This window comes from Arthrobacter sp. TJ-263 (genome assembly GCF_058269155.1).
This window is the reverse complement of record NZ_JBZCNE010000001.1, coordinates 1453534-1478164: the sequence shown is the minus strand read 5'-3', so window position 1 is coordinate 1478164 and position 24631 is coordinate 1453534. Positions and strand designations below refer to the sequence as shown.

24 protein-coding genes and 2 tRNA genes are annotated in these 24631 nt (G+C 70.1%); 16 read left to right on the top strand and 10 right to left on the bottom strand.

Annotation, left to right across the window (positions count from 1 at the left end; translation table 11 throughout):
* Positions 1-67 precede the first annotated feature (67 nt).
* The 3 genes from AC4D2F_RS07010 to AC4D2F_RS07000 form a co-directional block, all read right to left on the bottom strand.
* Entirely contained in the window at positions 68-1621 is a 1554-nt protein-coding gene (locus AC4D2F_RS07010) for an LTA synthase family protein (protein WP_490909958.1), read from the bottom strand.
* Between the two features lie 218 nt (positions 1622-1839).
* Positions 1840-2256 (bottom strand): hypothetical protein, encoded by a 417-nt coding sequence (locus AC4D2F_RS07005; RefSeq protein WP_104166485.1) that lies wholly within the window; start codon positions 2254-2256, stop codon positions 1840-1842.
* 9 nt (positions 2257-2265) lie between these two features.
* A complete protein-coding gene (locus AC4D2F_RS07000) occupies positions 2266-3465 on the bottom strand; it encodes an amidohydrolase (RefSeq protein ID WP_490909957.1) in 1200 nt (399 codons plus the stop codon).
* A 143-nt stretch (positions 3466-3608) separates the two neighbouring features.
* On the opposite strand from AC4D2F_RS07000, the gene AC4D2F_RS06995 reads away from it, so the two are divergent.
* The 7 genes from AC4D2F_RS06995 to AC4D2F_RS06965 all read left to right on the top strand — a co-directional run bounded on the left by AC4D2F_RS06995 (position 3609) and on the right by AC4D2F_RS06965 (position 10449).
* Positions 3609-4946, top strand: a complete 1338-nt coding sequence (locus tag AC4D2F_RS06995; protein WP_490909956.1) for a glycosyltransferase 87 family protein — start codon at positions 3609-3611, stop codon at positions 4944-4946.
* Positions 4946-6490 (top strand): ATP-binding protein, encoded by a 1545-nt coding sequence (locus AC4D2F_RS06990; protein ID WP_490909955.1) that lies wholly within the window; start codon positions 4946-4948, stop codon positions 6488-6490. The genes AC4D2F_RS06995 and AC4D2F_RS06990 overlap by 1 nt, the downstream gene beginning before the upstream one ends.
* Positions 6487-7161 carry a response regulator gene (locus tag AC4D2F_RS06985; protein ID WP_490909954.1) on the top strand — a complete coding sequence of 225 codons (675 nt, stop codon included), beginning with the start codon at positions 6487-6489 and terminating at the stop codon, positions 7159-7161. Before AC4D2F_RS06990 ends, AC4D2F_RS06985 begins: the two co-directional genes overlap by 4 nt.
* Before the next feature lie 47 nt (positions 7162-7208).
* Positions 7209-7865: an MOSC domain-containing protein gene (locus tag AC4D2F_RS06980; RefSeq protein WP_104166477.1), complete on the top strand. Its 657-nt coding sequence runs from the start codon at positions 7209-7211 to the stop codon at positions 7863-7865.
* A 337-nt stretch (positions 7866-8202) separates the two neighbouring features.
* Positions 8203-10122 carry a DEAD/DEAH box helicase gene (locus AC4D2F_RS06975; protein WP_104166475.1) on the top strand — a complete coding sequence of 640 codons (1920 nt, stop codon included), beginning with the start codon at positions 8203-8205 and terminating at the stop codon, positions 10120-10122.
* Between the two features lie 126 nt (positions 10123-10248).
* A tRNA-Thr gene (locus AC4D2F_RS06970) sits at positions 10249-10320 on the top strand.
* 55 nt (positions 10321-10375) lie between these two features.
* Positions 10376-10449: transfer RNA gene (locus AC4D2F_RS06965), tRNA-Met, on the top strand.
* Between the two features lie 66 nt (positions 10450-10515).
* Here AC4D2F_RS06965 and AC4D2F_RS06960 read toward each other — a convergent pair.
* The 3 genes from AC4D2F_RS06960 to AC4D2F_RS06950 all read right to left on the bottom strand — a co-directional run bounded on the left by AC4D2F_RS06960 (position 10516) and on the right by AC4D2F_RS06950 (position 13476).
* The gene (locus AC4D2F_RS06960) at positions 10516-11685 is read right to left on the bottom strand and encodes an RtcB family protein (protein WP_490909953.1); all 1170 of its coding nucleotides are present in this window, start codon (positions 11683-11685) and stop codon (positions 10516-10518) included.
* 68 nt (positions 11686-11753) lie between these two features.
* Positions 11754-12386 carry a class I SAM-dependent methyltransferase gene (locus tag AC4D2F_RS06955; RefSeq protein WP_490909952.1) on the bottom strand — a complete coding sequence of 211 codons (633 nt, stop codon included), beginning with the start codon at positions 12384-12386 and terminating at the stop codon, positions 11754-11756.
* A complete protein-coding gene (locus AC4D2F_RS06950; RefSeq protein WP_490909951.1) occupies positions 12376-13476 on the bottom strand; it encodes an NAD(P)/FAD-dependent oxidoreductase in 1101 nt (366 codons plus the stop codon). The genes AC4D2F_RS06955 and AC4D2F_RS06950 overlap by 11 nt, the downstream gene beginning before the upstream one ends.
* Before the next feature lie 92 nt (positions 13477-13568).
* Between AC4D2F_RS06950 and AC4D2F_RS06945 the strand changes: the two genes are divergently transcribed.
* The 3 genes from AC4D2F_RS06945 (at position 13569) to AC4D2F_RS06935 (ending at position 16029) form a co-directional block, all read left to right on the top strand.
* On the top strand, positions 13569-14153 hold the full coding sequence (locus AC4D2F_RS06945; RefSeq protein WP_104166467.1) for a helix-turn-helix domain-containing protein: 585 nt from the start codon (positions 13569-13571) through the stop codon (positions 14151-14153).
* A 107-nt stretch (positions 14154-14260) separates the two neighbouring features.
* Complete coding sequence (locus AC4D2F_RS06940) at positions 14261-14827, top strand: type 1 glutamine amidotransferase domain-containing protein (RefSeq protein ID WP_490909950.1); 567 nt, start codon at positions 14261-14263, stop codon at positions 14825-14827.
* A gap of 131 nt (positions 14828-14958) precedes the next feature.
* Positions 14959-16029 carry an ATP-dependent DNA ligase gene (locus tag AC4D2F_RS06935; RefSeq protein ID WP_490909949.1) on the top strand — a complete coding sequence of 357 codons (1071 nt, stop codon included), beginning with the start codon at positions 14959-14961 and terminating at the stop codon, positions 16027-16029.
* A gap of 11 nt (positions 16030-16040) precedes the next feature.
* Here AC4D2F_RS06935 and AC4D2F_RS06930 read toward each other — a convergent pair whose 3' ends face one another.
* A complete protein-coding gene (locus AC4D2F_RS06930) occupies positions 16041-16463 on the bottom strand; it encodes a pyridoxamine 5'-phosphate oxidase family protein (RefSeq protein ID WP_490909948.1) in 423 nt (140 codons plus the stop codon).
* Between the two features lie 190 nt (positions 16464-16653).
* Here AC4D2F_RS06930 and AC4D2F_RS06925 point away from each other — a divergent pair, with 190 nt between their 5' ends.
* The 5 genes from AC4D2F_RS06925 to AC4D2F_RS06905 all read left to right on the top strand — a co-directional run bounded on the left by AC4D2F_RS06925 (position 16654) and on the right by AC4D2F_RS06905 (position 19925).
* Entirely contained in the window at positions 16654-17595 is a 942-nt protein-coding gene (locus AC4D2F_RS06925) for a DUF2797 domain-containing protein (protein ID WP_490909947.1), read from the top strand.
* A 33-nt stretch (positions 17596-17628) separates the two neighbouring features.
* The gene (locus AC4D2F_RS06920) at positions 17629-17859 is read left to right on the top strand and encodes a hypothetical protein (RefSeq protein WP_104166459.1); all 231 of its coding nucleotides are present in this window, start codon (positions 17629-17631) and stop codon (positions 17857-17859) included.
* An 85-nt stretch (positions 17860-17944) separates the two neighbouring features.
* Complete coding sequence (locus AC4D2F_RS06915) at positions 17945-18394, top strand: FAS1-like dehydratase domain-containing protein (RefSeq protein WP_490909946.1); 450 nt, start codon at positions 17945-17947, stop codon at positions 18392-18394.
* 2 nt (positions 18395-18396) lie between these two features.
* On the top strand, positions 18397-18837 hold the full coding sequence (locus AC4D2F_RS06910; protein ID WP_490909945.1) for a MaoC family dehydratase: 441 nt from the start codon (positions 18397-18399) through the stop codon (positions 18835-18837).
* A complete protein-coding gene (locus AC4D2F_RS06905; protein ID WP_490909944.1) occupies positions 18834-19925 on the top strand; it encodes a UDP-N-acetylmuramate dehydrogenase in 1092 nt (363 codons plus the stop codon). The genes AC4D2F_RS06910 and AC4D2F_RS06905 overlap by 4 nt, the downstream gene beginning before the upstream one ends.
* Before the next feature lie 221 nt (positions 19926-20146).
* Here AC4D2F_RS06905 and AC4D2F_RS06900 read toward each other — a convergent pair whose 3' ends face one another.
* A complete protein-coding gene (locus AC4D2F_RS06900; protein ID WP_104166453.1) occupies positions 20147-20575 on the bottom strand; it encodes a hypothetical protein in 429 nt (142 codons plus the stop codon).
* A gap of 183 nt (positions 20576-20758) precedes the next feature.
* Between AC4D2F_RS06900 and AC4D2F_RS06895 the strand changes: the two genes are divergently transcribed.
* Positions 20759-22480, top strand: a complete 1722-nt coding sequence (locus AC4D2F_RS06895; protein WP_490909943.1) for an HNH endonuclease signature motif containing protein — start codon at positions 20759-20761, stop codon at positions 22478-22480.
* 206 nt (positions 22481-22686) lie between these two features.
* Here AC4D2F_RS06895 and asd read toward each other — a convergent pair whose 3' ends face one another.
* On the bottom strand, positions 22687-23826 hold the full coding sequence (gene asd, locus AC4D2F_RS06890) for an aspartate-semialdehyde dehydrogenase (RefSeq protein ID WP_490909942.1): 1140 nt from the start codon (positions 23824-23826) through the stop codon (positions 22687-22689).
* A gap of 108 nt (positions 23827-23934) precedes the next feature.
* Positions 23935-24597, bottom strand: coding sequence for a hypothetical protein (locus AC4D2F_RS06885; protein ID WP_490909941.1), 663 nt, complete (start codon positions 24595-24597; stop codon positions 23935-23937).
* Positions 24598-24631: the final 34 nt, after the last annotated feature.

Below are 24631 nucleotides of genomic sequence, written 5' to 3'. Positions count from 1 at the left end.
CGTCCGGGGAGCGGTCCTGCGCGCTCGTCTGGCGCCGGTGCTGTCGGGTCCGGTGGGTCCGGCGACGTCACCGGGGCGACGGAGCGGCCGCCCAGGCGTCCGCGTAGAAGTCCGCGGAGCGCGAGTCCAGCAGATCCGCATAGCGCCCCGGCTCCATGGCCTGCGCCGACCCGTCCGGGACCGCCGGGGCGAAGGCGGACACCCCGAGCCCCGCCTGCCGGTCCTTCAGGGTCAGGCCGGCTGCTTCCAGAAGGGTCGGGTACATGTTCAGCTGGTCCACGCCGGGGCGGAGCGCAGCGTCCTTCGTTGCGTCCGGGATCCAGATCCGGTTGAAGATGGTGCGGTCGGGATGGTCGTCCAGCTGCTCGTGGAAGGCGTCTCCGGCGTTCATGTGCTTGAGGTGGTCACCCATGATCACCACGGCGGTGTCCTCGAGGTAGCCCTTCTCCTCCAGGTAGTCCACGAAACCGGCCACCTCGGTCATGGAGCAGGCGAACACGGACGTCACCTCGTTCTGCGTGTCCACGGGACAGTAGTCGTAGACGTGCACCGGCTCGTGGGTGTCCAGGGTCAGGATGGAGAGGTTGAACGGCTGACGCGTCTTCTCCGCCTCGGCGTGGAGCGCGTCGACCTCCTCCCTGGCACGGGCCAGGAGGCGCTGATCGCTCAGGCCCCAGTCGCTGCGGAAGCTCGTCGCCGGTTCGCCGGCTGCGCGCCAGTCGGCGAGATCCTTCACCTCGGAGTAGCCATGGCTGGCGAGGAACGTGTCCTTCGCCGCGAAGGAGGCATTGGCGCCGCCCATGAACACGCTCGTGTAGCCGTGATCGTCCAGGACATCGCCCAGGCAGGTCGTCCCGCCCAGGTAGGTGTCGACGTCGTTGCCGAGCTCGTTGGTGGTACCGCTGCTCGCCGCGGGGCCGCCGCCCTTCAGGGGGATGCCGCACTGGGTCGAGGCGAGGCCCGCCATGGTCCAGCCTCCACCCCTGTACTGCTGGAGGCCGTCGATGCTCTGCCAGCCGTCCGTGTCCCTGGTGGCGTCCTTCAGGGGAGCGAACGCATCCTTCTCGAAGAGCCGGTCGTCAGCAAGGGTGGCTTCGCCCGATTCCAGGTAGATCAGCACCAGGTTGCGCTTCCGCTCATCGCTGGTGACGATCGGCTCCGCGTGGTACTCGCCGAGGTCGTACTCGGACTTCCCCGCCTCGATGTAGTCGCCCATCCCGACGGCGCTCCCGAAGGCGGTGGTGCCGCCGATCATCACCGCAGCCACCAGGACCGTGGAGACGGTTCGCCCGATCCACGGTGAACGCCGAGGGCGGGCGTCGTCGTCATCGCGGAGGCGCCTGCGGCGGGAGCGCTGCCACAGCGCGATGCCGACGGTGATGACGAGGGGCAGGACGCCGACGCCCAGGAGGCCCATCCAGACGATGGGTCCCCCCCCACCGTCGGTCTCCACGGAGACGAGGTTGAGGAGCATCTGGTTGACGGAGATGTGACCCCAGAGGAAGCGGATGCCGGCGGCGGCGATGAGCAACGCGATCCCGGCCCAGAGCATGGAGTAGAGCAGGACACGCCCCACGGCGGCGCCGACCCGTCGGGTCACGTGAAGATTCGGGTCAGACATGCGCCACCTCGCGTTTCAGATGCCCGCGTGTTCGCCGTACACCCTTGACATTGCACCCGTTCTCGGGTTCAGAAGATCCTAGTATCGCCACGCTACCTGTTCAACAGCGGTTCACCCGGTGGTGGTGCACCGTTCACATGGTTTTGCCAGCTTCGACGACCCGGCGCGGCGGCCGGACAGGGTGTGGCTATCGGAACGCCGTGGCGACCGGGCTGTGGTCAGCGGGAACCCGGCAGCCGGAGGCGTTTCTTCGCCTTCGGCTGCGTGAGCTGGAAGTAGTCGCTGCTCTGCGGCAGCCACATGAGCAGCACGGCGACGAGCATCGCCCCTGCGATCAGCGACAGTCCGGGTGTCCCGCGGACCACGATCGGCACGCCCGCGATGATGCCGATGGTGCTCAGCAGCTCGCGGGCGCTCCTCCTGCCCCGGCGCAGCGGGAGCAGGAGGAGCAACTGCAGCACGGCGAGTGCCCCGAACAGTGCGCCGAGGCCGATGAAACCGGCGCGGTCGCCGTCCTGCACAGCGGACGACGCGAGAAAGGTACCGGCAGCGATGAGCAGCAGGACCGCGATCACGAGCCACAGCAGGACGGCGGCACGCAGGGTGAACGGCCGGGGTGGCAGGGGCGTCGCCACGGGTGGTCCTCAGCCCCGCGGCGCGACGGTGCCGGTATGTGTCCCGGTGTCGTAGGAGTAGACCTCCGTGCCACCGATCCAGACCTGCAGGGCGCGCTGCATGACATCGAGCGGGTCGCCGCTCCAGAGCACGAGGTCCGCGTCCTTGCCGACGGCGAGCGAGCCGAGACGGTCGGCCAGCCCGAGGACCTTCGCCGGATTGATCGTGATGGAGCGCAGGGCCGTCTCGCGGTCGAGGCCCTCCTTGATGGCCAGCGTCGCCTGGTGCACGAGGAAGTTGATCGGGATGACCGGGTGGTCGGTGATGATCGAGATCTCGACGCCGGCCTTCGCCAGCTTGCCCGGATTGGCGATCGAACGGCCGCGCAGTTCCACCTTGGACTTCGTGGTGAACAGGGGGCCGATCAGCACGGGGGTCCCGCGCTCCGCCAGGATGTCGCCGAGCAGGTGCGCCTCGGTGCCGTGGTCCAGCACGAGGTCGTACCCGAACTCGTCGGCGATGCGGAGCGCCGTGGCGATGTCGTCGGCCCGGTGGGCGTGCTGGCGCCACGGGATCTCGCGCCGCAGCACCATGGCGAGCGCCTCGAGGTGCGGGTCGCGTGCGTTCTCGTCGGCCTTGCCCATGTAGTTCTGGGCCTTCATGAACGCTTCGCGGATGACGAGCGCGGTGCCGAGGCGCGTCGACGGCGTCTTGTCCTTGCCGCCGTACACGCGCTTGGGGTTCTCGCCCAGCGCCGACTTCAGGCCGCTGGGGGAGCGCAGCACCATCTCCTCGAGGTACCGGCCGTGCGTGTGGAGGGCGACGGCGAGCCCTCCGATCGGGTTGCCGGACCCCGGGTTCACGTTCACGGTGGTCACGCCGCCCGCAAGGGCGTCGTCGAATCCCGGGTCGAAGGGGTTGATGGCGTCGATCGCGCGGACGCCGGCGGTGTTCGGGTTGGTCATCTCGTTGGTGTCGTCGCCCGCGGAACCTTCACCCTCCTCGTGCGTCCCGAGGTGCACGTGGGCGTCGACGAAGCCGGGCAGCAGCCACTTGCCGGCCGCGTCGACGACGGCCGCGCCGTCGGGTACGGCGACGGCCGCGCCGAGGGCCGTGATGCGGCCGTCCTCGACGACGACGGTGCCGTCGAAGGGCTCGCCGTCGATCGGGACGACGTGGGCGTTCGTGATGGCGGTGACGGGGGCGGTGTTTCCGCTGGAGTGCGACATCGGCGTGAGACCTTTCACAGGGGGTCGGGTGATTTCCACCCTATCGGCAGGCGGGCGGCCCCCCCGGAGCGTGCCTACACTGGATGAGCCGTTCGTCGGGCTTCCCGGACCGGTCCCAGCACCCGATCCTTCGGAAGGACAGCATGAGCCAGCGCAGTGCCCCAGTGGCGGCGAGAACCCGGGCGCTGGGCCTGGTGGCCGCAGTGGTGGTGGCCGCGGCCCTGGCGGCCTGGGCGTTCGCCTGGGCGGACTTCATCGGCCTCGACTTCAGGGTGTACCGCATGGGCGGTCAGTCCGTGGTCGACGCCGACGGGTCGCTGTACTCGCGCTCCTTCGGCGAGGGCGAGGGCTCCCTGCTCTTCACGTATCCGCCGTTCGCCGCGCTCGTCTTCACCGCGCTGACGCTGGTGAGCGCGGAGACGGGGGCTGCGCTCTTCGTCGCGCTGTCCGTCCTCATCGCGGCCGCGACGTCGCTGCTCATCACCCGGTACCTCGGCGGCTTCCGCGCCGTCCGCGACGTGCTCCGCCATGCGACCGCCCTGCCGCTGGCGATCGCCGGGACCGGCCTCGTGTGCCTGCTCGGGCCCTGGCGGGAGACCATGGCGTTCTCGCAGGTCAACATCGTGCTCTTCGCCATGATCGCCGCCGACCTCCTCTCCGGGCCGCACCGCCGCATGCCGACCGGCCTGCTCACCGGCATCGCGGCCGGCATCAAGCTGACGCCGCTGGTCTTCGGCCTGTACTTCCTGGTCCGCGGCGAGTGGAAGCAGCTGTTCACCATGGCGGGCGGCTTCTTCGGGACCATCGCCGTCGGATTCCTCCTCCTGCCGGGCGAATCCACGACGTACTGGCTGCAGATGCTGCGGGACACCGGGCGCATCGGCGGCGAGGGGTACGTCGACAACCTCTCGGTCCGCGGCGCCATCCTCCACTTCCTGGGCCCCGGATTCCCCTCCACCGTCCCGTGGCTGGTCGTCTCCCTCCTGCTCGTCGCCGCGACCGCGTACGTCATCCGCTCCTCGAAGCGCCACGGCGACCGTTTCCTGCCGATCGCGATGACCTCGCTGCTCATGCTCCTCATCTCGCCCATCTCGTGGTCCCACCACTGGGTCTGGATCGTCGTGGTCCTCGCGGTCCTTGCCGGGCAGGCGGCCGGGCTTCCCCCGGCCCTGTCGGCCCTCCGGACGACGGCGGCGGTCCTTCTCGTCGCGACCCTCCCGGTCTTCATCTACTCACCGAAGACGATCGGCCTGCTGTTCGGGGCCGACGACCTCGACTCGCAGCAGACCACGGGCTGGCTCATGGCCTCCAGTGCCGGCGTCTTCTGCGCGCTCGCGATCACCGTCTTCTGGGTCCTCCTGTGCCGTGCCCGGCGGTCGCTGCCGGTGCCCGCCCCGGGCCGCGGGCAGGTCGCTGTCGGAGCCGGGACGGACCACCCCGCCACGCCCGACGCCGCCCTCCCCGGCACCCCGCGCCCCTGATGGCGCCGGCGGCGCGGCGTACCCTCGCGGCTCCCGTCGGTCGCCTGCGCGTCGGCGTCGCGTGCGCCGTCGCGCTGGTCCTGCCCCCGCTGCTCGAGGCAGCCGTGTTCGAGGCGGGCGGCTCCCTGCTCGCGGTCGACGTCCTCTTCCAGCTTGCCGGCGTCATCGCCGTCGCCCTGATCGGGGGCCTCTGGCCGGCCCTCCTCGGCGCGCTGTGGAGCAGCATCATCCTGAACTACACGTCCACCGAACCCTTCGGGTCCCTCGAGATCTCGGACGCCGACAACGTCGCCACGGTCCTGATCTTCATCGCCGTCGCGGTGACCGTGTCCCTCGTGGTCGGACTGTCCGCGCAGCGATCCCGCGATGCGGCGCTGGCCCAGCAGGAAGCGGCACTGCTCGGAGCGCTGGCCCGCGGCGCGCTCGCCGAGGAGGACACGCTGCAGGGTTTCCTGCGGCACGTCCAGACCCACTTCGACGTCGACGCCGTCGCCCTGTTCGGCCGCACCACGGCCACGGCTGACGCTCCGGGGGACGGGACCACGACGGACACCGGCGTGCAACGGACCGCACTGGCGGTGCGCGACACCCCCGATCGGGGACCCGGGCAGCGCGGCGCGGCGTGGGGAGGCCGCGTCGGCGGCGCGGACGCCTGGATGCCGGAGACGGCGACCACCCTCGAGCCGGTGGACGGCGACGTCACCCTGGCCCTCTACGGCCACCCGCTGTCGGCGCGGGAACGCGGCCTCCTGACAGCGTTCGCCGGGCAGCTGCGGTCCATGCTCCAGCGGCAGGAACTGATCAGGAGCACGCGCACCAACCAGCGGCTGGTGGAAGGCAACGTCATGCGCACGGCGATCCTGCGCTCGGTCTCCCACGACCTGCGCACGCCCCTGACCGGCATCAAACTGGCGGTCAGCAGCCTCCGGCATTCGGAGATGAGGTTCTCCCGGGAGGAGCAGGACGAGCTCCTCGAGACGATCGAGGACTCCTCCGACCGGCTGGACGCACTCGTGAACAACCTCCTCGACATGTCGCGCATCACCGGCGACGCCGTGAATGCCCTGCTGCGCCCCCTCCGGTGGATCGACGTCGTCGGCCCCGCCCTCGCCGGCGTCCCCGCCGACCGGGTGCACGTCGCCATCCCGCCGAACCTCCCCGCGATCGAGGCGGATCCGGGGCTGCTGGAGCGCGTGCTCGCGAACATCGTGGAGAACGCGGTGAAGTACGCCCCCGGATCACCCATCGAGGTGACGGCGTCGGTCGGTGGGACCGGCAGGGCGCTCATCAACGGCTTCCCCGCCAGCGAACTGCGGGTGATCGACCACGGGCGCGGTGTGTCGCGGGACGACGTCGCCGCCATGTTCCGCCCGTTCCAGCGCCTCGACGACGCGCCGTCGGGTGCCGGCGTCGGGCTCGGGCTGGCGGTCGCGAAGGGCTTCACCGAGGTGATGGGCGGCGTGCTCGACGCCGAGCAGACGCCGGGCGGCGGCCTGACGCTCGTGATCCGCCTGCCCATCTCGACGGGAGCGGCGGAGCTGTGACGCGCGTGCTGGTGGTCGACGACGAACCGCAGCTCCTCCGGGCCCTCGAGATCAACCTGCGCGCCTGCGGCTACCAGTGCGTGACGGCCGTCGACGGCGAGACCGCGCTCGCCGCCGCCGCCGAGCACCACCCGGACATCATCGTGCTGGACCTGGGCCTGCCGGACCTCGACGGGGTGGACGTCATCCGGCGGATCCGCGGGTGGTCCCAGGTCCACATCATCGTGCTATCGGCGCGGCACGGGTCGCAGGACAAGGTGGACGCGCTCGACGCCGGTGCCGACGACTACGTGACGAAGCCCTTCGGCCTCGACGAACTGCTGGCCCGCCTCCGCGTGGCGGCCCGGCGGTCGGCGATCGCGGCCGAGGCACCGGTCATCGAGACCCCTGACTTCACCCTCGACGCCGGTGCGCGCCGCGCGGTCAGGGACGGCAGGGACGTCCGGCTGACGCCCACCGAGTGGAAGATCATCGACCGGCTGATCGGTCAGCCCGGCCGGCTCGTGTCGCAGCAGCAACTGCTCCTGGACGTCTGGGGTCCGGCGTACGCGAAGGACGTGCAGTACCTCCGCGTGTACATGGCGCAGCTGCGCAAGAAGCTCGAGCCGGACCCGGGTGCGCCGCGCTACTTCGTCACGGAGAGCGGCATGGGGTACCGGTTCGAGCCGTGAGCGCCGAGATCCCCGGCGGCGGCCGGACGCGACCTAGGATGGTGGCCATGACCTCCGGCACCCTCCTCGCGGTATGCCGCGTCCACGACCTGCTGCCCACGAGGGACTCCACGGGCGTCACCGCGATCGACAAGCGGGCCGTCGTCGGGCCCGTGAACGTCCACCCGCTGGGACTCACAGGGGACATCCAGGCCAGCCGGAAGCACCACGGCGGGCCCACGAAGGCCGTCTACGCCTACTCGCAGGAGGACGCCGACTTCTGGGCCGCCCAGCTGGGGCGGGACGTGACACCGGGTCTCTTCGGGGAGAATCTCCGCGTCGCCGGGATCGACGCGTCCAACGCGGTCATCGGCGAACGCTGGAGCGTGGGGGAGCAGGTGGTCCTCGAGGCCACCATGCCCCGGACACCGTGCGTGAACTTCGCGCGGTACCTGGGGGAGAAGTCCTGGGTGAAGCGCTTCAGCGAGGCCAACCGCGTGGGGACCTACCTGCGCGTGGTGGTGAAGGGCAGCATCGAGGCCGGGGACGCGATCCGGATCAGCAGCGTCCCGGAGCACGGCGTCACAGCAGCCCAGGTCTACGCCGGCCTCGACGGGACCCGCGCCCTGGCGCTCCTCGATGCCGCAGCAGGGGGGTCGCTGGCGCTCACCCCGCAGGTGCGGAAGGCAGCCCTGCAGGCCCTGAGGGTCGCGGCGCCGGCCTGACGTGCCGAACGTCACCCGGCCGCCGTCGCCCTTCTGGCTCGGGGCGAGGCCGGCGTGCCGTAGACTGGGAACATCCCCCACACCGGTATTCCCTTTATGTCCGCCCTCTCGGGCCGGATTGGTTGTGTTGGGGCTCGGAGCACAGACTCGCGAGCAGATTCATCAGGGAGCGCCGGCTAGAAGAAACGTCACACGTCACTGCTGAGAGAGCAGAGAGAACCGTGTGGCCCGGAGTTCGGCGCCGGGATTGAAACAGTGCCGGATTCCTACGTTCATTCGGCACTGCGGGCTCCATCCTGCCAGGGCCGTCCGGCACCTACCTGGAGGATTATTTCCCGTGCCTGAAAACCTGTCCGAACAGATCACCGACTCCACGCCCGTCACCGACGAGGCCGTCACGGCCCCGGCAGCACCGGCCGAGGACGACGCCGCGGAGATCCGCTTCACCGACCTGAACCTGGACCGCCGCGTCCTCGCCGCCCTCACCGACGTCGGCTACGAGAAGCCCTCGCCCATCCAGGCGGCGACCATCCCCGCGCTGCTCGAGGGCCGCGACGTCGTCGGCCTCGCCCAGACCGGCACCGGCAAGACCGCCGCGTTCGCCATCCCCGCGCTGTCGAAGATGGCCGAGCTCGCCGACGTCAACGGCGGCCCGAGCAAGAACACGCAGGTCCTGGTCCTCGCACCGACCCGCGAACTCGCGCTCCAGGTCGCGGAGGCCTTCGCCTCCTACGCCAAGCACATGGAGGGCTTCACCGTCCTCCCCGTCTACGGTGGATCGCCCTACGGCCCCCAGCTGGCCGGGCTCCGCCGCGGCGCGCAGGTCGTGGTCGGCACGCCCGGTCGCGTCATCGACCACATCTCCAAGGGCTCGCTCGATCTGTCCAACCTCGAGTACGTGGTGCTCGACGAGGCCGACGAGATGTTGCGCATGGGCTTCGCCGAGGACGTGGAGCAGATCCTCTCCTCCACCCCGGCCGAGAAGCAGGTTGCCCTGTTCTCCGCGACGATGCCCCCGGCCATCCGCCGCATCGCCAAGAAGTACCTGAACGACCCCGCCGAGATCTCGGTCAAGGGCAAGACGACGACGGGCACCAACACGCGTCAGCGCTTCCTGCAGGTCATGGGCCCGCACAAGCTCGACGCGATGACCCGCATCCTCGAGGTGGAGGACTACGACGGCATCATCGCCTTCGTCCGCACCAAGATGGCGACCGAAGACCTGGCGGACAAGTTGCGTTCACGGGGCTTCTCGGCAGCAGCCATCAACGGAGACATCCCCCAGCAGCAGCGCGAGCGCACCGTCGAGGCGCTGCGCGACGGCAAGATCGACATCCTCGTCGCCACGGACGTCGCCGCCCGTGGGCTCGACGTGGAGCGCATCTCGCTCGTCGTGAACTACGACATCCCGCACGACACCGAGTCCTACGTGCACCGCATCGGCCGCACCGGCCGCGCGGGGCGTTCGGGTGACGCGATCCTCTTCATCACCCCCCGCGAGAAGTACCTGCTCCGTTCGATCGAGAAGGCCACGCGCCAGCCGGTCGAGCAGATGCAGCTGCCCTCCACGGAGAAGATCAACGAGCTGCGCCTGAACAAGTTCGCGGAGAAGATCACCACCACGCTGGCGACCGAGGACGTCTCGCTGTTCCGCGACCTGATCGCGAACTACGAGGTCGAGCACGATGTGCCGGCCGCCGAGATCGCAGCGGCCCTCGCCATCATGGCGCAGGGCGGCCAGCCCGTCCTGGTCCAGGACATCCCGGTGGCTCCCGCCGGCCAGCGCGAGCGCGCCGACGGACGCAAGGACGCCTTCGGGTCCCGCGGCCCGACCCGCACCCTCACCGAGGGCAACGCCACCTACCGCATCGCGGTGGGCCGTCGCCAGCGCGTGATGCCGGGCTCGATCGTCGGGGCCATCGCTAACGAGGGCGGCCTGTCCTCCTCGCAGATCGGTGGCATCGACATCCGTGCGGACCACAGCCTCGTGGAGCTGCCGGCCGATCTTTCCAAGGACCAGCTGCGGGCGCTCTCCAAGACGCGCATCGGCGGCGAGCTGATCCACCTGGAGCTCGACAAGGGCCGCAAGCCCGCAGGCAACCGTGGCGCGGGCGAGTTCAAGAAGCCCTTCAAGAAGGACTACCCCAAGCGCGACGGCGACACCCGCTTCTCGGGCGACGCCACCCGCAAGCCACGCCAGGCCAAGGGCGCCGGCGCCGGGGCAGGACGCCCCAGCGCGCAGTCCGAGCAGTGGTAGGACCCAGCTGACAGACCCCCGTCGGACCCGTGCCTGCACGGGTCCGACGCGGAATGCGGGGGCCGCCGATCGGGCGGCTGCCGATTTCACACCAGCGGCCGGGAACTGGTAAAGTTTCTTGCTGTTGCCCCCCTAGCTCAGTGGTAGAGCGCGTTCTTGGTAAGAACGAGGTCACCGGATCGATTCCGGTGGGGGGCTCGCAAATGAGGGGGCCCGTGACGATCGTCCGATCGGTGCGGGCAGACTCATTTGGGGCGGTGTAGCTCAGCTGGTTAGAGCGCACGACTCATAATCGTGAGGTCGTGGGATCGAGTCCCACCACCGCTACAGACAGAACCCCGGAAGGCCCCGGAGCTTCGGCTCCGGGGCCTTCCGTGTGTCCCAGGCGCCGCGTCAGTCGCCTTTCACGTTGATGATCTGCCGGAGCGTGTGGCGGACGTCCACGAGCTCCCGGGCGTCCTGCATGACGACGTCGATGTCCTTGTAGGCGGCCGGGATCTCGTCGAGGAACGCCGGCGTGTCCCGGTACTCGATGCCGCGCATCGCTGCCCGGAGCTGGTCCTGCGTGAACGTCTTCCGGGCCCTGGTGCGGGAGTACTCGCGTCCGGCGCCGTGGGGCGCCGAGTCCATGGACTCCCTGCTGCCCCTGCCCGTCACCACGTAGGAGCGCGTGCCCATCGAGCCGGGGATCAGGCCGGGCCGGCCGGGGTCCGCGGCGATGGCGCCCTTGCGGGAGAGCCAGACGTCCCTGCCGTAGTGCGTCTCCCGCTGCGTGTAGTTGTGGTGGCAGTTGATGCGCTCGCGCTCCTGTACCGGACCGCCCACCCAGTCGGCGAACTGCCGGACCACGCGGTCCATCATCTCCTCGCGGTTGAGCAGGGCGAACTTCTGGGCCCACAGCAGTTCGCTGATGTAGCGGTCGAACTCGGGCGTCGCCTCCTCCAGGTACGCGAGGTCCTGGTGGGGGAGGCCGAGGGACCGTCGCGCACAGTAGTCCTGTGCCGCACGGATGTGGCGTTGCGCGATCCGGTTGCCGATACCCCGGGACCCGGAGTGCAGGAAGAGCCAGACGTCGTCCTGCTCGTCGAGGGACACCTCGATGAAGTGGTTGCCCGATCCGAGGGTGCCGAGGTGCAGCCGCCACTGCTTCACGTAGCTCGACGGGTCGAATCCTGCGGCACGGGCGTCCTGCTCGAGGGTGTCGACGCGGGGCTGGGCGGAGGCGCTGACGCGCTTGTTGTTGTTGCCGGCCGAGAGCGGCACGGCCCGCTCGATCGCCTGGCGCAGGCGACGACGGTCCAGGTGGGCGATGTCCGTGGCCCTGAAGTCGGTCCGCACCGCGACCATCCCGCAGCCGATGTCCACCCCGACGGCCGCCGGGATGATCGCCCCGAGGGTCGGAAGAACCGAGCCGACGGCGCAGCCCTTCCCCAGATGGGCATCGGGCATGGAGGCGAAGTGCGGGTACACGAACGTCATGGAACTGGTCATCAGGTTCTGGGCGAGCGTCACCTCGTCGATCACGCTGGCGAAATTGACGTACTTCTCCGTGATCCACTGCATCCGTCGAGGCTATCGAGGGACCGGTGGGAGCGCACGCGGTACGGGCTGCTACCCGGCCCTTGCGGGCCTCAGCGGAGCCGTACTGCCTGCAGGACGGCGTCCCTGATGGTCACGTCGCGGCCGTCCGCGGTGCGCTGGGTCCTCGGCCGGGCTTCGCAGGCCCGGATGTCCCAGGAGTCGTCCAGCAGGGCGGCGATCTGCTGCGGGGTGTAGAACAGCTCGGCGTGCGGCGGTCGCCCCACTCCGGCGTGCCGGTCCGAGGGGTCGTGGGCGACGATGAGGAGGGTTCCGCCGACGCCGACGAGCGCCGCCAACCGTCGGAAGACCCGCGAACGGTCCGGATCGGGCAGGTGCATGAACTGGATGGAGACGAGGTCCTGTCCGTCCGGGAGTTCCGGCGAGGCCAGCAGGTCCGCGTGCCGCCACTCGAGGCGGTCCGTGACCGGCTCCTCGAACGCCTCGGCGTGGGTCCGGGCACGGGAGAGGGCCACCTCCGAGACGTCGATCCCGAGGACGGTCCAGCCCCGGGAGGCGAGCCAGACGGCGTCGGCTCCCTCCCCGCAGCCGACGTCCAGCGCCCGGCCCGGCGGCAGGTCCTGCGCCGCAGCGACGAGCTGCCGGTTCGGGTTGCCGCTCCAGATCCTCGACGCGTGCTGCCGGTAGCGGTCGTCCCAGAACTCCTGCGTGTACTCAACCGACACTGCGTACCTCTTCCCGACGCGTCGAAGCGGAGGGCGCGGAGGCACCCGTGACCTGCCCATCATCCAGCCCGTGGCGGTGGACACCAAGCACGCGCTCCGAGACGCCGGACTCCGACGACGCCGAGAAGGGACCGCGGTATCCGTCGAGGGCCCAGGCGGTCTCCTCCGCGACCAGGTCCGCGTTGATCGCCGCACCCGCCATGGTGCCCTCGGCCGCAGCGACGACGACCTGCGCGGAGAGATTCGAGACGTTGCCCGCGACGTACACCCCGGGCACCGCGGTGGAGCCCATGGGGCCGGGGACGATCGAGTGGCCCATGCCGGAGGGATGATCCTGCGGCGCGAGGCCCAGCGGCGCCAGCAGGTCCCCGCGGGCCTCCATCCGCGTCCCGACGGCGAGGGCGTCCAGGGCGAAGGTCGTACCGTCCCGTACCGTCACCCCGGTCAGGACGCCGTCCGCCTGGTCGACGGAGGCGACGGCGCCGTCCACCACGCGGATCGACCGGGCGGCCAGCGTGTCCCACTCCTCGTCCGTCGGAGTCACCGTGTCGTTGAGGAACAGCGTGACGTGCTCCGACCACTGCCGGAACAGGAGCGTCTGGTGGATGGACATCGGGCCCGTCCCGAGGACGCCGATGTGCTGCCCGCGGATCTCGTACCCGTGGCAGTACGGGCAGTGCACGACGCCCGCACCCCACTGCTCACGCAGACCGGGAATCGCCGGCAACCCGTCCGCCAGGCCCGTGGCGAGGAGCAGGCGCCGCCCGACGACGCCGCGCCCGTCCGCCAGCGCCACGGCGAATCCTTCGGCGACGCGCCGGACGCGCACGGCCTCGGCGCGGACGAACTCCGCGCCGTAGCTCTCGGCGTCGGCGCGCCCGGCGTCGAGCAGCGCAGCCGGGCTGATGCCCTCGCGGGCCAGGAAGCCGTGGACGCCCTGGGCGGGGGCGTTGCGCGGCTGCCCGGCGTCGAGGACGACGACGGAGCGGAGTGCACGGCCGAGCGTGACGGCCGCGCTCAGGCCCGCGGGTCCGCCGCCGATGACGACGACGTCGTGCCGCTCCTGCAGGGTGCGATCGGTGGGTGACATGGTGGTTCTCCTTCGAGTGTGCCGATACATCCAGCATCGGGCGACTCCCGCAGGGAGTGCAAACTTCTTTGCCGGTATGGCAAAATAGGGTCATGACTGCAGACCTCGAGGCGGTACTCGACGCCGTCGGACCCCGTCTCCGCGCCCTGAGGGCACAGCGCAACCTCACACTCGGCGACGTGTCCGCGGCGTCCGGTATCTCCGTGAGCACGCTGTCGCGGCTGGAATCCGGTGGGCGCCGCCCCAACCTCGAGATCCTGCTGCCCATCGCCCGGGTGTACGGGGTGCCGCTCGACGATCTCGTCGGAGCGCCGCCGACCGGCGACCCCCGCATCCACCTCCGTCCCATCGAGTACCACGGGACCACCGCGATCCCCCTCACGCGCCGCCCGGGCGGCATGCAGGCGTTCAAGATGGTGCTCGACGGCGCTGCGCGCGGCACCGAACCGGATCCGCAGGTGCACGAGGGCTACGAGTGGCTGTACATCCTCAGCGGCTCCCTCCGCCTCGTCCTCGGTGACAACGACTTCGTGCTCGGACCGGGTGAGGCCGCCGAATTCGACACCCGCACCCCCCACTGGTTCGCCAGCGCCGACGGGAAGCCCGTGGAACTCATCAGCCTCTTCGGTCAGCAGGGCGAGCGGATGCACGTCCGGGCGCGGCCGAAGCGACCCTAGTCCGCCCCGGTGTCGTGCAGGCGGTTATTACTCAGCTTGCTTATGATCTGGTGCGTTCCTAGGCTGGACACGGTACGACAGCCACGCTCTACGCAAGGGAGAACAGCATGTCCGAGCACGACATTTCCGGCAAGAAGGTCGCATTCCTGCTGACGGACGGGGTGGAGCAGATCGAGCTCACGAGCCCCTGGAACGCCGTCAAGGAGGCGGGCGGAGTCCCTACCCTGGTCTCGCCGAAAGCCGGGACCCTCCAGGGCTTCGACGGCATGGACAAGGGCGACACCTTCGAGGTGGACCTCGCCGTCGCCGACGCGAAGGCCGACGACTACGACGCGCTCGTCCTGCCCGGCGGCGTCGTGAACGCGGACTTCCTGCGCGTCGACACGGATGCCCAGGCGTTCGCCCGCGCGTTCTTCGAGCAGCACAAGCCCGTCGCGTCCATCTGCCACGGACCCTGGCTGCTGATCGAGGCCGGGGTGGTGAGCGGCCGGGACATGACGTCCTACCACACGCTCGCGACCGACCTGAAGAACGCGGGCGCCAACTGGAGCGACGAGGAGGTCGTGGTGGATCAGGGCCTGGTCACCAGCCGCACCCCGGACGACCTCGAGGCGTTCAACGACAAGCTCCTCGAGGAGATCGAGGAAGGCCCCCACGAGGGCCAGACCCCATAACCAGGGCGCTCACCCGACCACCCACTGCAGGGCCCGCCGAACGGCGGGCCCTGCAGTGTCCTCGGGGGGGGGGGGGGCGCGAGGCCCGGGCGGTGATGGCGCAGCTCGCGCCCATAGGACAGGATCGGAGCATGACCGACCTTCCCTTCCCTGTCCGGCCCATGCTCGCCAAGGCCGTCGCTGCCGTCCCCGAGCCCGACAGCGTGCCCGGCGGCCTCGTGTACGAGCCCAAGTGGGACGGCTTCCGGGCGATCGTGAGGATCGCGGACGGCACCTGCGAGATCGGCAGCCGGGGCTCGAAGATGCTCACCCGGTACTTCCCGGAACTCGTCGACGCACTGCTCGAGAACCTCCCCGACCGCTGCGTGGTGGACGGGGAGATCGTGGTGCGGAAAGGGGATCCGGGGGCGGAGCGGCTCGACTGGGACGCGCTCTCGCAGCGGATCCACCCGGCGGAGAGCCGGGTGAAGCTCCTGGCCGGGCAGACGCCGTCGTCGTTCATCGCCTTCGATCTCCTCGCGCTGGACGGCGCCGACCTGACGGGTGTGCCCTTCGACGAGCGCCGGAAAGCCTTGGAGCGTGTGGGGGAGTCCTTCGCGCAGCCGGTCCATCTCTCGCAGGTCACGCGCGACGTCGGGCTCGCGCGCCGTTGGCTGGTGGAGTTCGAGGGCGCCGGCCTCGACGGCGTCGTCGCGAAGCCGCTGGCCGCCGCCTACGAACCGAACAAGCGGCGCATGCTCAAGGTGAAGCACCACCGCAGCGCCGACACCGTGGTGCTGGGCTACCGGATCCACACGTCGGGGCAGGGTGTGGGGTCGCTGCTGCTCGGTCTCTACGACGAGGACGGCGCGCTGCGGAACGTCGGCGGCATCTCCGCGTTTTCGGACACGCGTCGGCTGGAGCTGGTCGACGAACTGGAGCAGGACGTGATGCGCGACGACGACGGCACCGCGGAACTGGGCGCCACCGAGCGGAGCCGGTTCGCGTCCGCGAAGGACGTCTCCTACATCCGGCTCCATCCGCGACGCGTGGTCGAGGTGCGGTACGACCAGATGGAGGGTGACCGCTTCCGCCACACGGTCCAGTTCGAACGGTGGCGGCCGGACCGGGAAGCCCGCTCGTGCACGTTCGACCAGCTCGACCTCCCCGCGGCCTACGATCTCAGCCGCGTACTCACGGGTGGCGTCACGTCCCCGGGGTGACGCCCGGCGGGTCAGTACCGTTCCGGTTCCTCGCCGAGCTCGAAGTGGCGTCCATGGATGTAGGTGGGGGTGATCTCCACATAGGTGTACTTCCGCGTCGGGATCCAGGGCCTGAGCGGCAGCGTGTCCGCCTCGTCCACCTCGGACTGCGAGAGGATCACCCGGGCCGTGCCCTTGAGCACCACGCTCCAGGCCTCGTCGCCGGTGACCTCGTCCACCTCGAAGGCGACGCGCTCGTTCACCGTGAGTTCGGCCAGCTTCGTCCCCGGATTCGTCCGCATGAACAGTGCCCCGTTGTGCGCGACGAAGTTGAGCGGATAGATGTCCGGTTCGCCCAGCACGCTCACGGCCAGCCGACCGTACTCGGAGCGTTTCAGCATGTCCCATGCTTCGGCTTCGGACAGGACCGTTCCGGGTCGTTCGTCACTTTCCATGGCGTGATCCTCCTGGACGTCGGGGTGTCCGCCGTGGCGGATGCGGGGGTGATGCGGCATCAGTGTCCCCGACGTCCGCTGCGGGCACCAGAGTCGGGCGGCCCCGATGTCCGAGGAGCCCGGCCGGTCGATCGGCGCCGGGCCTGCGCGGTACGCCGTCGTTGTCGGTACCAGCCCCTACGCTGGAGCCGTGGAACCGACCTATCTCTGCAGCGGCGTGACCTGGGACGAGGCAGGGCCGTCCCTGTCGATGCATGAGGTGTCCGCGCTGCGCGCCGACTCCGGTGGGGAGGACGAGGGGCGGTGCGAGCTGCCGCTCAGCCCGGGCACGAGACTCGCGTTCGAGGTCACCGCCGAGGGGAAGTACTGCCTCGGCTTCCACCGGGTCCACGGACGGGAGGACCGCACCTGGGTGCCGTGTGCCGATGAGGCGCCTGCCGAGCGCGGCTCCCAGTGCGGGCGCTGCTTCGCACAGGACGACCTCCGTTACATGCACGACATCCACCGCTCCGGGATCGCCCCCGCCGGGCTGAAGCGCTACCTCGACCAGCCGCACTGGCTCTACGTCGCGACCTTCGCGGACGGCTCGACGAAGGTCGGGACGGCGTCGCACCTGCGGAAGCGGGCGCGCCTCGTGGAGCAGGGCGCCGTCGTGGCGCAGTTCGTCGCGTACGCCCGGGACGGGCGGATCGTGCGGATCCTCGAGGACGAGGTCACGCGCACGGTCGGCCTGCAGCAGGCCGTACGGTCCGCGACCAAGGCCGCGTCCCTGTGCGCGCCGCTGCCCGCGGTGCAGCTGGAGCACGTCAACGACGGCTTCGCCCTGGCGGCCCGGGGGCTGCTGGGTGGCGGCCTGGAGATCGAGGGTTTCGAGGTGGTCCATGAGGAGTTCGACCCGCCGCCGTCGTGGTCCGCCGTCCTCGGCCGACGGGGGCTGCAGCCGTATCCGTTGCCGCTCGGTCAGGGCAGGCACGGCGTCACCGTCCGCGAGGTACTCGGCCCGTCGGCGCTGGTCTCGATCGACGGCGCGGACCTCGTGTTCGTCGCGGACCTGGCCCAGCTCAAGGGCCGGCGGCTCCGGGCCGGGGACTTCAGCACGCCGGTGCCGGCTGTCCAGGAAGCGCTCTTCTGATGACCGAGGGGCGGGCGGCAGTAGAATCGGTGAATGCTGAATACGCCCTGGGAGACCGGCTCGGACCTGTACCGCAAGCTGGTGGTCTCCGCCCTGGTGACCACGGCGCTCGGCATCCTCATCGCCGTGGTCGGAGCCGTCACGGACCAGCGGACGCTCGTCTCGACCGGCATCCCGATCATCGTGGTCGGTATGGTGTGCCACGTTGCGGGCATGGTGGTGCGCTCGCGGGACACCCGGCGCCGCCTTCGGGACCGGCGCTGAGCCCGCACAGCCCGACGCCGCCCCCTTCCCGCGCCCTCAGCCAGGATCTCCCCGCCCGCCCGACGCCGTTTCCATCGGAGGAACCATGACCATCGACCCAGACCTGCAGGGGCGTAGCTACCCCGCAGGAGAGACCTACTCCGTCGGCCGTGAGGCGATCCGCGACTTCGCCCGGGCCGTCAAGGCGACACACCCGGCACACTACGACGTCGACGCCGCGGCAGCGCTCGGACACCGGGACCTGGTGGCCCCGCCCACCTTCGCGATCATCATCGCGCAGCGTGCCGACGCGCAGCTCATCGCCGATCCGAGTGCGGGGATCGATTTCACCCGCGTGGTCCACGCCGACCAGCGCTTCATCCACCACCGTCCGATCATCGCGGGCGACCAGCTCGTCGCCGAACTCCACGTGGACCAGGTGCGGGCCATGGGCGGCGGCGCGATGATCACCACGCGTGCGGAGATCTCGACGATCGAGGGCGAGCCGACGGCCACCACGACCTCGTCCCTCCTCGTCCGCGGAGAGGACCAGTAGCCATGGCAGTTTCCATCAGCACGCTCGAGGTGGGCCGGCAGATCGGCTCCACCACCATCGACATCACCCGCCAGGACCTGGTCCGGTACGCGGGCGCTTCGGGAGACCTCAACCCGATCCACTGGAACCAGGCCTTCGCCGAGGGGGTAGGACTCCCCGGCGTGATCGCCCACGGCATGTTCACCATGGGCGCCGTCGTCCAGCTCGTCACGGACTGGGTCGGCGACCCCGCCGCCGTCATCGATTACCAGACGCGGTTCACCAAGCCCGTGGTCGTCGAGGACACCACGGCGCAGCCCGGGGAGCCGGGTGCCGTGGTGGAGGTGACGGGCGTCGTCGGCGCGATCGACACCGAGCGGTCGACGGCGCGGATCGACCTCACCGTGACCTTCGCCGGGCAGAAGGTGCTCGTGAAGGCGCAGGCCGTGGTGAAGCTGCCATGACCGTGCCCCTGACCGGGACCCTCCTGGCCGACCTCACGACGGCACGCGTCGGGGGACCCGCGCGCACGCTCGTGGAGGCCTCGACCGAACAGGAGATCGTGGAGGCCGTCCGCGCCGCCGACACCGCCGGGGACCCGCTGCTCATCATCAGCGGCGGGTCGAACCTGCTGATCGGTGACGACGGCTTCGCGGGCACCGTCGTCCGCATCACCTCGAGCGGTTTCACCGTCGACGACGACGACGCCACGTGCGGCGGCGTCATGGTGAAGGTGCAGGCCGGGCACGATTGGGACGACCTCGTGCGGTACACCGTCCTTCACGCCTTCACGGGGCTCGAGGCACTCTCGGGTATCCCCGGCTCGACGGGAGCGACGCCCGTCCAGAACGTCGGGGCGTACGGTTCGGATGTCTCCCACACCATCGCCACGGTGCGGACGTTCGACCGCCAGACGGACAGCATCAAAAGCTTCACCAACTTCGAGCTGCAGTTCGGCTATCGGGACTCCCTGCTGAAGCGCAGCACGGTGGACGGGTCGCCGCGCTACGTGGTGCTGACGGTCGAGTTCCAGCTCGGCCTCGGACGCATGAGCACCCCGATCCGGTATGCGGAGTTGGCCCGTGCACTCGGTGTCGAGGTCGGGGCGCGTGCCTATGCCAACGATGTGCGCCGTGAGGTGCTCGGACTGAGGGCCGGGAAGGGCATGGTGCTGGACGCACCGGACCCGGACACGTGGAGTACGGGATCGTTCTTCACCAACCCGATCGTGCCGCAGGATGTCGCGGACCGGCTGCCGGCCGATGCTCCCCGCTACCCGTCGGGTGAGAACGGCCACGTGAAGCTCAGCGCCGCCTGGCTCATCGAGCATGCAGGGTTCTCCAAGGGATTCGGTCTCGCGGACGATGACGGGTTCGCCGCTGGCGGCGGGCGGGCCGCGCTGTCGACGAAGCACACACTCGCCCTCACCAACAGGGGCGGCGGCTCGGCGTCGGACCTGCTGTCCGTCGCCCGCCTCGTGAGGGACGGGGTGGAGCGGGCCTTCGGGATCCGGCTGGAGCCCGAGCCGTTGCTCATCAACTGCGCCCTGTAGCGTGCCCGCCGTCGGCTGCCCGCTTGCTGCTTGTCGGCCGCGCACCCTCTGCGTCCCGCCCGCCAGGTGGTAGGCGGCGCGTCTGCCGACAGGCAGTCGGCCCTCCAGCCTGGTCAGGCCGCGCGCCGGGCGAATCGGCCGCTGGCCCGGTTCGCGTGGGCCGACGGTCCGGCCTGTGGCTCGGTGCCCGGCCGAGTCGGCCGCCTGATCACCGGGTTCCCTCAGCGTGCGGGGGATCGGCGCGCCTGTTCGGCGGCGGCGCGGGTGAGGACGACGTCCTGCCAGCTGTCCTCGCGCTGCACGAGCTGCCGTGAACAGAGCCACTGCGCAAGGCGTGAGGCGACGCTGATCTGAGCGAGCCGATCGTGGAAGTCCGGGAGGAGCTGGGGCGCAGCGAGGAAGTCGGGCAGCGCGTGCAGCAGCTCGCGCGCTCCCATGACCTGGACGTAGGGGTCCTCGGTGCCGAACTGGCGTTCCAGCGCGAGTAGTTCCTGGTCGGTGTCGGTCAGCCTGGTCGCAGCGACGTGTTCGAGGTAGGCGCGGAGGTGGACCTGGATCCGCTCGTATCGCAGCAGGCTCTCGGGGTGCCGCGTATGGCCGCTGGCCGCGAAGAAGCGCCGGAGGACGATGTCTGCGTTCACGGGGTCCATGCGCCCATCCTGCCTGTGGCCTCCGACCTTTTCGTGCGGCTCCCGGCGGTACCGGATCCCCTGGCAGGGGTCCGTGCTCGGCCGGTGATGGGCGCGAGGAGATGTGGACGAGGCGACGCTGACCTGTCCTCCACAATCACCGTCCGCCCTCGGAAATAGTACGTGCGTTCGATAAAATCAGGTATGGCTGTCGCACCGCTGGAGAATCCCCAAGACTCCGAACTCTCCCTCGGATTCGTGCACGCCGCGCTCGTGCAGGTGGCTGATTCATTGACGGCTCAGGGCCGGATGCTGTCACGGAGCGAGGCGCTGCGGACGCTGGTCGACGTCGAGGACATCTCGCGGGTCGTCGATTTCCTCCAGGTCTTCGCCGCGGGACTGGCGGAGGAGACGGATCTGGCGTCGGGTGACAAGCCTCGTGAAGTCGGTTCCCTCCAGACACGGGCGGAAGAGTCCCTCCGAACGTCCGAACCAGTCGGTGCGGCCGGGGTGAGGGCTTCCGGCGGGAGTGCGGCCGCCAGTGCCGGCGGGAACCGGTTCCGGAACTGCGCGGACTACCTGCGGGCCAGGCTGGGTATCAGCCGCGCTGAGGCGAAGCGCAGGCTGGACCTGGCTCATCGCGTGCTGCCCGGTGTCGCTCCCTCGGGTGCGCCCCTCGAGCCGCAGTCGGCGGCCGTGAGTGCCGCGTTCGCCTCGGGCACCCTGAGCGGAAGGGCAGCGACGCTCATCTGTTCAGCAGTGGAACGGGCCGGCTGCCTCGCTGCACCCGAGCAGCTGGCGTCGATGGAACGTCATCTCACCAGTCAGGCACTGGAATCCGATGAGGATGTTCTGCGTGTCCTCGCCCGTCGCTGGGAGACCGTGCTGGACCAGGACGGTCAGGAGCCCACGGAGAAGGTTCTGCGGGCCCGTCAGGGCGTGTTCTTCAGGGGGCGGCGCAACGGACTGCGCATCCTCGAGATCGGGGCCACCGACGAGCAGTTCGAGCATCTGGTCACGGCCATGACCACCGCCACGAACCCCCGGAGTCCCAAGGCCGACCGCGCCGCGGACGCTTCCCAGTGCGTGAACGGTGCCGGAGCCGTGACGGACGGTGCAGGCGATCCGATCATGCCGTCGAAGGGACCGGGAAGTCCTACACGGGCGCAGAGCCTGCTCGACGGGCTGGTGGGTGCATGCCGCATCGCCCTGTCCACGTCCCTCCTGCCGGCAACCGGTGGCCACAGGCCCCAGGTCATGGTGACCATCGACTACCGCGACCTCCTCGACGAGCTCCGCAACACCCGCAGCCGGGACACCAGCAGTCACGACAGCAGCAGTCGGGATACGGCACGTCGAACCGGTGGTTCGACCGCCGGTCGACCTGCCGGTCGAACCACCGGTCGGGATACCTCGGGTGATGCCCGCACCGCCGGCTCGAGGGGCGGAAGCGGGACCGGGCGTGCCGTTTTCGCCGAGCAGCTAAGTGCCAGCACCATCCGGCGGATCGCCTGCGACGCGGACCTCGTTCCCCTGGTACTCGGTGGCGAGGGGCAGATCCTCGACATCGGCCGCGCGGGTAGGCTCTTCCCGCCACACGTGCGTAGAGCCCTCATCGCCCGGGACCGCGGCTGCGCGTTCCCGGACTGCACTGTTCCAGCCACGTGGTGCGAGGCCCACCACATGACGCCCTGGGCCTCCGGGGGTACCACCGGCATCGCCAACGGAGTCCTGCTGTGTGCACACCACCACCACACCATCCATGACGGCCTCTGGACGGTCGCATCGCACAACGGCATACCCTGGTTCACCCCACCGCCACATCTCGGTCGACCCGGAACCACCGCGCGGCGCAACAGGTACTGGCATGCCGAGCCCGGGTTGCCGGGTGGCGCCGGGGGCGCGGTTTCGACTGGACAGCAGTAGGGAAAGCAGTGGAAGGAGCGGCCGCTTCGAACGATCGGTGGAGTGTCATGTCCACCGAGGCGACCGGGACACCACCGACAGCTCTCGCCGTCCGACATCGGCAGATCGCCGCCGAATCCCCAGCAACGCGCATCCAACCGGTTCTTCAGCTCGCCGTCAGATCACCCGGACAACACCCACGGGTCACCGGCGCGTGGAAAGACGCCTCAGAGATTCCCGGTGGCGATCATCAGCATCCGGCGGAGCGGCTCGGCAGCTCCCCACAGCAGCTGGTCTCCCACCGTGAAGGCGCTGATGTACTCCGGGCCCATCTCGAGCTTACGGATCCGGCCGACAGGGACCTCCAGCGAGCCGGTGGCCGCCACCGGCGTCAGGCCCGCGATCGTGTCGACCTTCGTGTTGGGGATGACGCGCACCCACTCGTTGTCGGCTGCGAGGATCGACTCGATCTCGCTGACCGGCAGGTCCTGTGTCAGCTTCAGGGTCAGCGCCTGCGAGTGCGAGCGCATGGCGCCCACGCGGACACAGAGGCCGTCGAACGGGATACGCGTGGCGGTGCCGAGGATCTTGTTGGTCTCCGCTCCGGCTTTCCACTCCTCGCGGGATACGCCGTTGCCGAGGTCGCTGTCGATCCACGGGATGACGGAACCGGCCAGCGGCACACCGAACTGGCTCGCTTCGAGGCTCGGGTGCCGCTGCTTGGCGAGGATCGCACGGTCGATGTCGAGGATCGCGGAGGCGGGGTCGTCGAGATTGACGGCAACGGTGCCATGCAGCGTACCGAACTGGTTGAGCAGCTCCCGCATGTGGCGTGCGCCGCCGCCCGAGGCCGCCTGGTAGGTCATCGACGTGCCCCACTCCACGAGGCCGTTGCGGAAGAGCCCGCCCAACCCCATGAGCATGCAGGAGACCGTGCAGTTGCCGCCGATGAAGTCGCGGACGCCACGCGCGAGTCCGGCGTCGATGGCGTCGCGGTTGACCGGGTCGAGGACGATGATGCTGTCCTGCTCCATGCGCAGCGTCGACGCGGCGTCGAGCCAGAGGCCCTGCCACCCGGCGTCGCGCAGCTTGGGGTAGACCTCGGCCGTGTAGTCGCCGCCCTGGGCGGTGACGATGATCGGCAGCTTGGCGAGCGTCTCCACGTCGTAGGCGTCCTGCAGCGTGCCGGAGCCCTCCGCGAACTGCGGTGCGGCGCCTCCGGCGGCAGACGTCGAGAAGAACACGGGGTTGATCAGGGCGAAGTCGCCCTCGTCCTGGAGGCGCTGCATGAGGACGGAGCCCACCATGCCGCGCCAGCCGACGAAGCCGACGGAGGGCAGGGCGGAACTCTCGGGTGCTGAAGTCATGCCCTCCAGTTTAGGCGGAGGCTCCCCGGACACGCTGGTTTGTGACCGATGCCTCCCGCAGATCGCCGGCGTCGGCGGCAGTCGTCAGGGAACGGGGAGAGGGACCCGTCAGTCTCCCCTCACGTTCCGGAGTTCGGCCAGCAGGGCGTCGTCGTCGAGTCCCGTCCGCTGGGGGACGTCCTCCCGGCCCTCGTACTGGTAGCCCACCGTCCAGCCCGACGCATCGCTCCTGATGAGGAGGCGGCCCTTGGCCGGCGTCTCGTGGCGGTACACGGTGGCTCCGCCGTCGGGGTGGGTCGTGAGGTGCGAGGTGACCATCATGAGGAGGGCCTGTGCTCCGGACAGCCCAGGGTCCTGCGCCATGGCCAACCAGGAGAGGTACGAGCGTGGCTGCAGCAGGATGGAGAACTCGTCCGACTCCACCTGGAGCATGCTCCCGCTGGTCCGGCCGGGCGCCAGCAGTCCGATGTCGACGCGCCGCCGGGCGCCGGACAGGGCGGAGAGGATCGCCGCCATGGCTCCGCGGACCACCAGCTCGCGCTTGGGACCCACGGTCGCGAGGCCGTGTGCGACGAGGGACGAAGTGCCGGCACGGATGACCTGGCTGTCGGCGGCCTCCTGCGGGATGCGCAACGCAGCCGCGCTCGACGTCGACGGTCCGCCGGGCCTCATCGCGAGCAGCGCCGCCAGTTCGGCGTAGCCGAGTCCGAGAGCCTTGGGCGGGACCGCGACCTGCACCGGGTCCGACGGGTGGTTGCCTGCGTCAGTCATGTCCGTGTCCTTCGGTTGTCGGAGTCCGGAGAGG